This is a genomic window from Pseudomonas sp. D3 (assembly GCF_029320995.1).
GTDB lineage: Bacteria > Pseudomonadota > Gammaproteobacteria > Pseudomonadales > Pseudomonadaceae > Aquipseudomonas > Aquipseudomonas paraveronii.
Window position 1 is genome coordinate 3,404,460 of the sequence record NZ_CP119772.1, and the last position, 12,794, is coordinate 3,417,253.

The window sequence follows — 12,794 nt, forward strand, 5'->3', positions numbered from 1 at the left end:
TCAATGAATATCTCGAATAAACAAAGGCTTGTTCGAGATATTTAATCCAAAGGCTGATCTACTTTGACTGAGTCAATCCGCAACCCGCTGACCCTCTACCTCACCCGCCTGGCGCCCTCCAGTCAACTGACCATGCGCTACGTGCTGCAGGACGCCGCCGACCGCTTCGGCTTCGAGGATATCAACCTTGAAGACATCGACTGGCACCTGCTGCAACCCGAACACGTGATCGCTCTGGTTGCGGCCTTGCGCGAGGACGGCTACGCGCCCAACACCTCGTCGCTGTATGTAAACGCCGTGCGCGGGGTGATGAACGAAGCCTGGCGCATGAGTCTGATCAGCCAGGAACACCTGCTGAAAATGCGCACGGTCAAGGCCGCGCCCGGCACACGCCTGAGCCAGGGGCGCAACCTGCGTCGCACGCTGATCCGCGAAATGATCGACGTCTGCGCCGCCGACCCACGGCCCCAGGGCCTGCGCGATGCTGCAGTGATCGGTATTTTGTACGGCTCGGGCATGCGTAAGTCGGAGTCGGTCAACCTCGACCTCGCACAGATCAACTTTGACGAGCGCAGCCTGCGCGTGATTGGCAAGGGTAACAAGGAACTGATCAAATACGCGCCGGGCTGGGCCTTCGCCAAATTGCAGGCCTGGCTCGAATTCCGGCGCGAACAACTCAAGGAAGGCGAGCAGGACGATTCCTTCCTGTTCAACCGCATCCGCAGGGGCAGCCATATCACCCGCGAACGCATCACCAAGCATGCGATTTACTACATCGCCCGCCAGCGCGGTCAGCAGGTGGGGGTGAAGATCATGCCCCATGATTTCCGGCGCTCCTTCATCACGCGGGTGATTGAGGAACATGACCTGTCCATCGCGCAGAAACTGGCGCACCACACCAATATCCAGACCACCGCGAACTACGACGTGCGTGACGACAATGAGCGGCGGCGAGCGGTGGATCGGTTTGATCTTTAGCCGGCGGCGACCGGTGAAAAACGCGCGGTCGTCGCCGGGCTTGGCTCAGGAGGAGGGCGGCGCACCGGCCAGCAAGTGCGCCGGCAGACGGCGCAAGGTCCACAGCGTGGTCAGCAGCGCCGCAACGGCACACAGCGCGATGCCGATCAGCATCGGCGCCGGGGTGTGATCGGCAAAGACGCCCACCAGGGTCATGGAGACGGCCGCCGTGATCATCTGGATCGCCCCGAGCAACGCCGATGCGGAGCCGGCCACCGCGCCGTGCTCTTCCAGGGACAACACGCCGGCCGCTGGCAACAGCAAGCCGAGGAAACCGAAACCGATAAACAACAGCGACATCATCAAGCCTAGGTGGCTGCCCCATAGCGTCGTAGCGGCCAGTAACACCATCACCACGGCCACGCCCACCACCGACCAGCGAATCAGCGGCGCCAGGCCCAAGCGTGCGCTCAGGCGGGCGGTGAGCTGGCTCATGGCAAAAAAAGACGCGGCGTTCAGCGCAAAGCACAGGCTGAATTGGGTGGGGGTCAGCCCGAAATACTCGATGTATACGAACGGCGCGCTGCCGATAAATACAAAGAACGTCGCCAGGCCAAACCCGCACACCACCGACAAACCGATGAACACCGGGTCGCGCAGCAACGCCCCATAACTGCTGAAGGCATTACCCAAGGTCTTGCCCAATCGGCGCTCGGCGGGATGGGTTTCAGGCAATTGCACGATGGTCATGACCAGGCACAACACGGCCACCACCGCCAGCACGACAAACACTTCACGCCAACTCCATAGCGTAATCACCAGGCTGCCCGCCAAAGGCGCGAGGATCGGCGACACACTCATCACCAGCATCAGCAACGCCATCAGCCGCGCCGCTTCATGGCCGGTATACAGGTCGCGCACAATCGCCCGGGGAATCACCATCCCCGCGCACGCGCCAAACGCCTGCACGGCGCGAAAACCAATCAGCACTTCGATGCTCGGTGCCAGTGCGCAGCCGATACTGCCCACGGCGAAGATAAGCAACCCGGCGTAGATCGGCGGCTTGCGCCCGAACACATCGCTGATCGGGCCATAAAACAACTGGCAGACGCCGATGATCATGAAGAACACCGTGAGGCTCATCTGTACCGCTGCCGGCGATGCCTGCAGGCTGGCGCCCAGGGTCGGTAGCGCCGGTAGGTAGATGTCAATGGCGAAGGGGCCGACGGCAGTGATCAGACCAAGCAGCAAAGCAAGGTGGGCGATACGTTTAGGCATAAGCAGTTCCGCGTGAAGCAAAGGTTGGCCAGCTTAAAGAACCGCTCCCACGCAAACAAGCTGGGGAAGACTTCGAGTTCGACTGCGCAGATCTGTGCAATTGAGCTTCAATACAGAGAGCCAATTCCGATAACAATATCAACGACGGTCAAGTGGTTGGGTTCCCAACCGACTGTAAAGTCTACGGGGATGACTAGCATGACGATCAAATTACGCTTATGGCTATTGATTGCGACTGGATTGATCACCGCCTTGATCATGAGCCTGGCCGGTTACCTGGGAAACACCCGTATGGCCGATGCGGTGCAGGACAATCAGGTCATCATGACGGTGCTGCGCAACCACATGGAAGCCGACATGATGCACGACGCACTGCGCGCCGACGTGTTGTCGGCGATGTTAGTCGGGTTGGGGAAAAGCACTAGCACCAAAGCCGAGGTCAGCAGTTCACTCAAGGAGCATGCCGAGCACTTTCGGCAGGTGCTGGAGGACAACCTTAAGCTGCCGTTGGGCGAAACGTTAAAGACCAGCCTGGGAAAAATCAAACCCAGCTTGGATACCTATATCAACGCCGGTGAACGTATTGTCGCACTCGCGCTGGACAACCCGGAGGCCGCTCGCGGCGAACTGGAGACCTTCAATACAGCGTTCAGCCAGTTGGAGGGTCAAATGGCTACCCTCAGCGAACTGATCGAAAACAATACGCAGCAAACCAGCATTGGCACCCGGCTAACCATCAGCAACGCCAACTTCACCTTGGCTGTGGTGTTGATCGCAAGCCTGTTGTTGCTCCTGGTGCAGGGCCGATGGGTCTCCCGGAGCATCATGGGGCCGTTGCAGGCCGCGAGCCGAATCGCTGACAGTATTGCCCACGGCAATTTGAGCGAGCCGATTGTCGTGCCCCATCGCAAGGACGAGGCCAGCGCGCTGATACGCAGCCTCGCCACCATGCAGGGGGATTTGCGCGGCATGATCGAAGTGGTGCGCAGTAATGCCCACGGCGTCAATGGCATGAGCGAGCAACTGAGCCAGGGTTGCCATGAAGTGGCGGGCAGTAGTCAGCAGCAAAGCGCCGCCGCCAGCACCATGGCGGCGGCCGCCAGTGAAATGACCGCCAGCATCGAGGAAATCACCCAACATGCCGCACGCGCACTGAATATGGCCAACCAGGCAGAAGCCTTGGCCAAGGACGGCGGTCGGGTGATCCATCAGGTGGTCAGTGACATGGACGGCATTGCCCGCTCGGCGCAGCAATCAGCCCAGGTGATCCGCACGCTCGACAAGGAATCCGAGGCGATCTACAGCATTATCCAGGTTATCAAGGGCATTGCCGATCAAACCAACCTGCTGGCCCTGAATGCCGCGATAGAAGCCGCCCGCGCCGGTGAACAAGGACGCGGTTTTGCGGTGGTCGCCGATGAGGTGCGCAGCCTGGCCGGACGCACCAGCGCGTCGACCCAGGAGATTGCCAGCATGGTCGGTCGCATCCAGCAAAACACCCGGGAAGCGGTGACCAGCATGGAGGAGGGCGTCACTCAAGTGGACAAGGGCATGGCCGTGACCGCCGAAGTCGAGCGCGCCATCCGCGAGATTCTCCAGGCCACCCTCAACACCACCGAATTGGTCAACGACATCTCCCGCACCATCAGCGAGCAAAGCCTGGCCAGCAACGAAATTGCCCATCAAGTGGAGATGATTGCCAGTATGTCGGAGCGTAATAGCCAGGTGATCGGCACGACAGCCTCGACGACGGACGAGTTGTCTGCGTTGGCGGGGAAATTGTCGCAGTCGGTGGATCGATTTCGGCTTTGAGCATCACAGCTGATTTATATAACTCAACTAAATAGGCATTTAGTCTAGTTATTCCTTTCTGTTATTTGTTCGTGAGAAGAACGAGGCTACAGTGCTTTTTGAGATCGAACCATACTGAGGACTCTATGACCATTCCTGTAACCATTGATAGCTGCACATGGAACTACTTTTTCGACAATCAGTATGATCTTTGTGTTGAGTTACCTCCTGAAGAGTTCTCCTTGTTCATTACGAGGGAGGTCGAGTTAGAGCTGCTTCAGATTCCGGACGAGTCGCATGGTATCGATAAGCGGCCCTTGAAGGAGTACGTCCGCAACAGTATTGATTGCCGTAAGGTTACGACCACTTATGTGTTCGGTTTCTCTGATTTAGACAATCCTGAGGAACCTTCTCGTTATGGCGGTTTTGGCCAAGGCACCTTTGCATCTGACGACGAGCAAGACTGGCGGCAGCGTGAAAAAACACAGCAATTTGTACAGGCGGGCTATGCCGCGAAACAGCGAAAAAAAACAGTCCTGAGAAAAGACGAGGCTGATGTGTCTTTGGCGGTTGCGTCGTTGAATTCGATTTTGATCACAGTTGATGAAAAGAAAGATGCAAGCCTAGCGAAGAAAGGACCAATTCATGATGCGGCTATCAACGGCGGTTTTGTTGTGTATGTCCAAGATGTTCAGGCCAGTGGCCTGCGTTTGGCCGATTTCATCCAGAAACATTTTGTCGTTTCTGAAGGAAAGCTATGGCCTGTAGAGGCCGTGTGATCCTGGAAGCCTCCAGAGCCCCCCAGCTCCGTATAGGACGATTCGCATAATGTATATTATGTTAAATGATGCGGCATGTCATGGATCTTCAATCAAGTAGCTCGCGGGGTACCCGGAAGTGAAGATCGAAATTTCAGAGAAGTAAAAATCTAAATTGCGGAATGGTTCCCGCATTTGGATATTTTCTTCCATCTCAGCGCTACCGAAGCCTCCTGAGACTCAGACACGATTTATACGGTTATCTAGTGACACTGTTAGAGCAGTTGGGCGAGCGACCGGCCTGCTGAGTCAACCCGACCTTCAGCTTTGATTCGACAAATTGGCTTCAGCACTATCGATCTTTCGACCAACTCGATGCTTAAGAAATCACCCAAACCGACGCCCATTGCCGCTAGTCTATCCGGTGGGATATCTATGACGATGTCCCCGCTGCTATCACCTGCATCCCGGCATATCAACGTAGTTGGCAATGCATCACTCATTGGGCGCTAGCTCCGTTCTCGACCGAAATATTTTAGACAATATCGTACACCGACATGTGCAGAGGTTTCCGGCTTCACCGTAATACCACCGTTGAACCTTCTGCGAGACGTGTTGCGATGGGCTTTGACATGATCAAACCCGCATTTCATCGGGATTTCTCACACTCTACGCCCAGTGCCCCTCAAGACTTTGAGTGCATGAAGGAGTGCTCGCTCTACCTACGGCTGCTGCTAGACGACCGCCACGTCAGTCGCTCGAAGCTGGTCAGCTGAGGACTAATGACTGCCCTCCTCCTTAGGCCCGATTTCCGCCTTTGAGGATTGTCGGAAATTGCTGAGGATACTTTGAGAGCTGGGATTTACGGTTGTCAGTGTCGATTAGCTGTAAGCGTCTGGCGAAGTCACCTTGACCCATCAGGGGCAGTCCCGCGTCGGCAAGCGGGTCAAATCGGCATCAGCCTCAACACAGTGTTTTTCACCAAACCTCGGAAACGCACTTTCGTATAACCAAACTGACGCTTGATCACTCGAAATGGATGCTCAAGCTTGGCGCGAACCTGGGCTTGGGCTTTCTCGATCTTGCGCTTCGCGCTTCTCGACACCGGTATAGCCTGCATCGGCGCAGACCACGCTCTCAGCACCGTGTAGCAGTTTGTCGACTGGGGTTATGTCGGCGACGTTGGCAGCAGTGACCACCACGCTGTGCACCAGCCCTGACTCATCGTCGACACCAATGTGAGCTTTGGCACCGAATCAATACTGGTTACCTTTCTTGGTTTGATGCATCTCAGGGTCGCGTTTGCCGTCCTTGTTCTTGGTCGAACTGGGCGCATGAATCAGCGTGGCATCGACGATGGTGCCTTGTCGCAGCGACAAGCCACGGTCGCCCAGATAGCCATTGATCACGCCGAGAATACCAGCGGCCAACACGTGCTTTTCCAGCAAGCGACGGAAGTTGAGGATGGTAGTTTCATCTGGGATCCGCTCCAGGCTCAGACCGGAAAACTGGCGCAAGATCGTCGTCTCGTACAGTGCGGCTTCCATCGCAGGATCGCTGTAACCGAACCAATTCTGCATGAGATGAACCCGCAGCATCGGCATCAAAAGATAGGCCGGACGACCACCTTCGCCCTTCGGCTAATGAGGTTCGATCAGGGCAATCAAACCCTTCCAGGGTACGACCCGATCCATCTCGATCAGGAACAATTCCTTGCGGGTCTGCTTGCGCTTACCGGCGTACTCGGCATCGGCGAAGGTCATTTGCCTCATTGAAAAGCTCGGCGATTGGTGCCCGGAGATCTTGCCAAATCAGGAAGTTTTTTTCAGGATTTACTTAGATAAATCGTGCAAAGGTGGCCTTTAGCCATTGCTGTATAAACGTAATGGATTCTATAGATGATCAGTGTCGTTCGCCTGGTAGCGTCCACGACGGGCTGAGAAAAATAGTTGAGTTTTTAGTTAACTTAAACTGAGATTCAAGGGGGAACCATGCGGCTAAATCTACCAGTTACAAATCGTAATCACGAGCTACCTCCTAATATAAATATTCTATCCACTACAAATGATCAAAGCCGCATTACTCACGTCAACCCTGACTTCATTGAAATTAGTGGCTTTACCGTGGAGGAGCTCCTGGGCCAGCCGCATAACATAGTTAGGCATCCTGACATGCCGCCCGCCGCATTCCAGAATATGTGGAAAACCTTAAAGGCTGGGTGTTCATGGATGGGTTTAGTGAAAAATCGTTGCAAAAATGGCGATCACTATTGGGTCAGTGCTTACGTTACTCCCATTACCAAAGATGGTTCAACAATCGAATATCAATCGGTGAGAACCAAGCCTGAACCTGAGCATGTTAAAGCAGCAGAAAAAGTCTATTCAAAATTGAGAGATGGAAAACCTCTATCTCGAAGATGGACCATAGGCCTAAGCCCAAAGCTCATCATATTGGTGTGGACAAGCATTCTTATAAGCATGGTGGAGCTAAATCTAACCACAACAGTACCATTTTTTAACTTGATCTTAGCAGAGCTTACGAGTGGGCTGCTTATTTCGGTTGCAATAGCGGCATTACTTTTCCCAATGAGGCGACTAGTAAAAATGGGGAAAAACATATCTGAAAATGCTCTTAGTCAAGTTCTATACACAGGACGCAGCGATGAGTTTGGTGAAGTCGAATTTGCTCTAAGAATGGCACAAGCTGAAACTGGTGCTGTTATTGGGCGTATCGGTGATGCATCAAATCAAATTAGCGAATATATTGCAAGTCTGCTTGATGATATAGAGTCAAGCAAGGCTTTGATTAACAAACAACAAGCCGAAACTGATCAAATTGCCACCGCCATAACACAGATGACCGCTAGCATCCAAGATGTCGCCAATAACTCACAACACGCTGCCGATGCTGCCTCTAAAGGTTACGAAGAGACGTTGTTAGGGCAAAGTAAGGTTGCCGAAACAAGTCAGTATATCGCTGAGCTTGAGCAAGAAATAAAAAAAGCCACAGAAGTTATATGTCAACTAGAAACTCAGAGCGTTGAGATATCAAACATTTTAGATGTCGTTAGGTCAGTAGCCGATCAAACAAACTTACTGGCTCTAAATGCGGCAATTGAAGCAGCTAGAGCTGGGGAGCATGGCCGAGGGTTTGCAGTAGTCGCAGATGAGGTTCGAAGCCTCTCATCTCGAACTCAAGACTCAATCACCGACATACAAAATATTATTGCCGCATTACAAGCGAGTTCGCACTACGCCGTTACCATAATGGAAAGCAGTAGTCGGCAGGCACACTTAAGTGTGAGTCTTGCTCAGCAAGGTGCAGACGCTCTCACTGACATAGGTTTAAGTGTAAACAAGATCGTCGAAATGAATACCCAAATAGCTACCGCTGTCGAACAGCAAGGGGCTGTCAGTGAGGATATAAATGTGAGCATAAAGCACATTCACGACACTGCCATCGACAATGTACAGATAGCTCAGAACAACTCTAAAAGTGTAATGTTAGTGGCAAAGTTATCCAACGCGCTAAGCGAACTGGCCGGGCAGTTTTGGGAAAAACGCAATAAATCCGGCGCTTAGTAGAGGAGGCAATCAAGCCATGTCAGTTCAGCGATACGTCTGCACTATCGTAATCTCTGGGACGCTATGGCTTCTAGCGTCCTCAGCCTGTGCGGCTGAGGACGCGCAACTGACACTTGAGAAAGGAACCAGTCCATGGCTGCTACGGATGATGGTGTTGGAGGTCACTCCTGTCGATATGAGGTCGGAGATTTCTACCATTGGCGGGAAGGTAGAAACACCACGGCAAGCGATAATAGGGATGGACCTCAGCTATTTCATGACAGAACACTGGGCCGTCGAGATCCAGGGCGGACCATTTAAGCGCGACTATCGGATCAGAAGATCGCGACTGGGCGATTTCGATGTAGGTACCATTTCCAATATCGCGCTATCACTTACGCTGCAATACCACTTACACCCTCAGGCACAATTTAGCCCCTATTTCGGACTAGGCATAAATCATGCTTGGACTCGAGATGTGAAGCCGGCTGCCGGGATTCCCAACTTCAATGTCCATGGCATTACAAGTGGAGTTTTGAGCGCCGGGCTTGATTACAGCCTGAGCGCGAACTGGTCATTCAGCACCAGCCTGCGCTACGTGATCAGTCCAGAATATCGATTCCAGGGACAAGGTTTCAACTCCGTCGTCTCTATGAACACACTGATAGCCGGAGTAGGACTGGGCTACCGATTCTGATGCCGGTGAGTTAGCTGACCTTCATTTGAGCGGTACGCTCCATCGTTAGGTTTACGCAAGGTATAGCCGTCATGCTAAGCATCGAAACGCTTTACTTCAGCAGTACAATCAGTCGCGTTACCATTCTATTGATTTTCGGAGTGTTGCTGATCAGTCAACGTAACGCTCGTTATCTGTGGCATTGGAGCGTTGCGTTGCTTAGCTCGGGCCTTGGTACCGCACTCACTTTTTACTATGGTAATAAGTCGAATTCATCACCACTTCTCAGTCTCATAGTGACGTCTCTGTTCCTGACAAGCTTGGTGACCTCATGGTCCGGTCTACGACTGTTTTATGGTCGATCGGTCCCTATAGTTTGGCTGGCCCTGCTCCCCCTTCTACCGAGCGCGCTCTACACCTTTGCCGTCTATGTGGGCGTAACAATAAAGGTTACGCTCCCCTTCATTTACTTAATTTCTGCAGCGATATCAGCACTCGCTCTTTATGAGATATTGTTATCCGCCAATCGGCGTATCTTCTCTCAATACTTGGTGGCGATGGCTTTCGCGGGCTACATCGTGATACTCGGAATCTCCGCCGTTCTGATACTAGCAGGCATGCTCATGGCGAATGCTTACGATAGTTCCATCGTGTCCATGGCTTTCGACCAGATGGCCAGTATTCTGGTCTACTTCGGTTATATCGCGATGACTGGCGAACGGGCAGCGCTGGACTTGCAGCGCCTCGCCGAAACCGATCCTCTGACTGCACTAGGCAATCGTCGGGGAGGTCGCCGGATATTGGAACGAATTCATGCCGACGCCAATAGGGAAGAGTGCTACAGCTTACTAATAGGCGACATTGATCACTTTAAGCAGGTTAATGACACTCTAGGACACGAAACAGGAGACGCCGTGCTGACTCTGCTCTCGCGGCGCTTGACAAGCGCCATACGCAAACATGACAGCGCGTTACGCTGGGGGGGGGAAGAGTTCCTGATTGTTTTACCCGATACGGATATCAACGAGGCAGAGCGACTGGCGGAGCGACTGAGGAAGAAAGTGGCGGGCGAGCCTTTCATGATCGGGCAGCTACAACTGAACGTGACGCTTAGCATAGGTATAGCTACGTACCGAGTAGGAGATTCGACTTTCGAAAACACTCTCCTAAGAGGAGACCAGGCACTTTATTGTGCCAAACTGGCAGGTCGTAACAGGTCCAGTCGCCAATTGGAGGCCCCCTCATAGGTACGCTTAGAGATAAAGCGAACCGCGCAGGTAACCGTTGTAACGTAGACCCGTGCAATAGTAGTGCCTCTTCTTTAACCTGAGCACTTAGACTAGTGGACTGAGCGGTTAATTCATTTTTGGCTACAGGGTGTAAGAGATCCCCACTTGCACCGTCCGGGGCTCACCGGGGTAAGCATAGAAGTTCAGGAACGAGCCTTCTTCGTACTCACGATTGAACAGGTTCTTCACGTCGAGATTGAGTCGGACCTTTTCGTTGACCTTGTAGGAACTAAGCAAGTCGATGACGGTGTAAGCGTCCATCGAGAACGTGTTATTGGCGGTCTGCCCGGCACGCTCGGCTACGTATTTCCCACCTGCGCCGAGGCCCAACCCTTTGAGCGCGCCATCCTGAAACTCATACACGTTGAGCAGGCTGAAGCTATTGCGCGGAATGTTTGCCAGACGCGTTCCAGTACGCACTGCAGTGTCCCTGGTCACCGCGGCGTCCACATAGGCATAGCCGCCGATCATGCGCCACTCGGGCGTCAGGTTGCCGGCCACATTCAGATCGAAACCACGGCTGCGTACCTGACCCGTGGCGACATTGAAATTTGAGTCAACGGGATCGACACTCTGGACATTTTTCTTCTCTATCTGGTAGATCGCCGCGTCGACGCTCAACTGCTGATCGAGCGCTTCCCACTTCACACCCATTTCGTAGGATTTGCCCTTCTCCGGCTCAAACCCGCCGCCTTGCCGGCTGGCGCCTGTGTTGGGCTTGAACGAGCGAGCAGCATCAGCGTAGATCGCGACAGTGTCAGTGAGGTCATACATCACACCGACGCGCGGGGTGACGGCATTGTCGGCAGCGTTCCAGGGTTTGACGCCTGACACGTAGGATTCGTACTCATGCTCGAAGCGCTCAAAGCGCGCACCGGCGAGGACTTTTAAGCGCTCGGTCAGCGCGACTTGATCCTGGACGAAGGCCGCGTAAGTCTTGAGGTTTTCTTTATCGTGGGTCGGTGTACGAGTCAGCGCCGGACGTGGCTGGCCATAGACCGGGTTGAAGATATCGATTGGAAAAGCACCCGATGCGGCGCTGGAGCGCTGGATGATCGACTTGTAGTCATAGTCTTCATATTCGACGCCAGTCAGCAATGTGTGATCAAGGCCACCCGTGGAAAAGTGCCCGGTCAGGTTGAGCTGATAGTCTTTGTCGGTCCATTCCAGATTGCGGTAGTTGAAGTTACGCTGAAGTGTTCGACCGTCGGCATTCAAGCTGGCAGCACCGTTGGCCTCAACAGCATTACCCTTCATCGTACCGTCCAGCCATTGGAAACCACCGCCCAGGGTCCAGTTGTCGTTGAGCATATGCTCGAAACGCAGCTGAGCCATGTTGTTATCGTTGTGCAGATTACCGGCGTATTTTTCACCCCAGAAGGTATCGCGGGACGGCGTACCGCGCTGGTTGGCGAAGCGGGTCAGGCCGCGATCAAGCGGATGGTTGTTACGCATGAAGTCGCCTTCGAAAATCACCTTGGTGTCGTCACTGACCTGCCAGCTCAGCACAGGCGTTACCCCATAGCGCTCGGTTGAGACATGGTCGCGGAAGGTGTCGCCGCCCTCGCCTACCACGTTCAGGCGATAGGCCAGACGCCCTTGCTCATCCAGCGGACCGGAAGCATCCAGGGTGCCACGCTTCATACCCTGATCATCCAATTGGCTACCCAATGTGACCTTACGCTCAGGCAAAGGCTGCTTGGAGACCACGTTGAAGGTACCGCCGGGATCGCCACGTCCATAGAGCATGGTCGCCGGCCCGCGCAGCACTTCAAGGCGCTCAATGCTGTTGGCGTCCGGCATGCTTGGATAGCCCCGGTTAATCGGAAAACCGTTGCGGTAGAACTCTGCGGTTGTAAAGCCTCGCACAGTGAAATTGGTAAGCCCTTGCCCGCCAAAGTTGTTCGCTCGGCCGACGCCACCGGCATAGTCCAGGGCCTCCTGCAAACGCGTCGCACCGATGTCCTCGACCACGTCTTTGGGCACTACGCTGATGGACTGAGGCGTCTCATGAATTGAGGTGTCAGTGCGCGTCGCACTGGCAGAACGTGTGGCACGATACCCCTTGACCGGCCCTTGAGCCGTCTCAGAGTCCATATCGCCCGTGACATTGATGGCTTGCAGTTCAAGGCTGGCATTTTCGGTGCCAGCAACCTGCGCCCAGGTAAAAGGGGAAAACGCCTGAAGCACGCAGAGAGAAATCAGGGTACGACGCATGGATTTTTGACCTGATGGATGAGCGGACGGTAAGGCGAACCTGCCAAGAATTCGCGGGGCATGATATACCAGTCATTCCTATTTGCCACTAATTCTCATTCGTGATCTTTCGAGTATCTACTTTGTATCAATCGAAAAGCAGACAACACGGGGGCCCACATGGCGCTCGTTCACTGTGGTCATTACATCTCGTCTCTAATGACCCTGAGGCTGCCATTTCCCGCTGTGGTGAGCGGGGAACGCACGCTCACCACAGAAGCCACAG

Annotated in this window: 8 protein-coding genes and 1 pseudogene; 6 read left to right on the plus strand and 3 right to left on the minus strand. The window is 54.0% G+C overall.

Translation table 11 applies throughout. The annotated features are described in order from the left end of the window. Window positions 1-63 precede the first annotated feature (63 nt). Entirely contained in the window at window positions 64-978 is a 915-nt protein-coding gene (locus P3S72_RS15510; RefSeq protein WP_276192960.1) for a tyrosine-type recombinase/integrase, read from the plus strand. A gap of 45 nt (window positions 979-1,023) precedes the next feature. On the opposite strand, the gene P3S72_RS15515 is transcribed toward P3S72_RS15510, so the two are convergent. Then, window positions 1,024-2,235: a multidrug effflux MFS transporter gene (locus P3S72_RS15515; protein WP_276192962.1), complete on the minus strand. Its 1,212-nt coding sequence runs from the start codon at window positions 2,233-2,235 to the stop codon at window positions 1,024-1,026. Window positions 2,236-2,433: 198 nt separating this feature from the next. Here P3S72_RS15515 and P3S72_RS15520 point away from each other — a divergent pair, with 198 nt between their 5' ends. Next, complete coding sequence (locus P3S72_RS15520; protein ID WP_276192963.1) at window positions 2,434-4,047, plus strand: methyl-accepting chemotaxis protein; 1,614 nt, start codon at window positions 2,434-2,436, stop codon at window positions 4,045-4,047. Between the two features lie 125 nt (window positions 4,048-4,172). Continuing rightward, window positions 4,173-4,805, plus strand: a complete 633-nt coding sequence (locus P3S72_RS15525; RefSeq protein ID WP_276192965.1) for a hypothetical protein — start codon at window positions 4,173-4,175, stop codon at window positions 4,803-4,805. A gap of 952 nt (window positions 4,806-5,757) precedes the next feature. On the opposite strand, the pseudogene P3S72_RS15530 reads toward P3S72_RS15525, so the two are convergent. Further along, window positions 5,758-6,556, minus strand: a pseudogene (locus P3S72_RS15530) (IS5 family transposase); the annotation flags it as partial. Between the two features lie 219 nt (window positions 6,557-6,775). Here P3S72_RS15530 and P3S72_RS15535 point away from each other — a divergent pair. The 3 genes from P3S72_RS15535 to P3S72_RS15545 all read left to right on the plus strand — a co-directional run bounded on the left by P3S72_RS15535 (window position 6,776) and on the right by P3S72_RS15545 (window position 10,270). Next, on the plus strand, window positions 6,776-8,365 hold the full coding sequence (locus P3S72_RS15535; protein WP_276192966.1) for a PAS domain-containing methyl-accepting chemotaxis protein: 1,590 nt from the start codon (window positions 6,776-6,778) through the stop codon (window positions 8,363-8,365). 19 nt (window positions 8,366-8,384) lie between these two features. Next, entirely contained in the window at window positions 8,385-9,044 is a 660-nt protein-coding gene (locus P3S72_RS15540; RefSeq protein WP_276192967.1) for an OmpW family outer membrane protein, read from the plus strand. 71 nt (window positions 9,045-9,115) lie between these two features. Then, window positions 9,116-10,270 carry a GGDEF domain-containing protein gene (locus P3S72_RS15545; RefSeq protein ID WP_276192968.1) on the plus strand — a complete coding sequence of 385 codons (1,155 nt, stop codon included), beginning with the start codon at window positions 9,116-9,118 and terminating at the stop codon, window positions 10,268-10,270. 123 nt (window positions 10,271-10,393) lie between these two features. Here P3S72_RS15545 and P3S72_RS15550 read toward each other — a convergent pair whose 3' ends face one another. After that, a complete protein-coding gene (locus P3S72_RS15550) occupies window positions 10,394-12,529 on the minus strand; it encodes a TonB-dependent receptor (RefSeq protein WP_276192969.1) in 2,136 nt (711 codons plus the stop codon). Window positions 12,530-12,794: the final 265 nt, after the last annotated feature.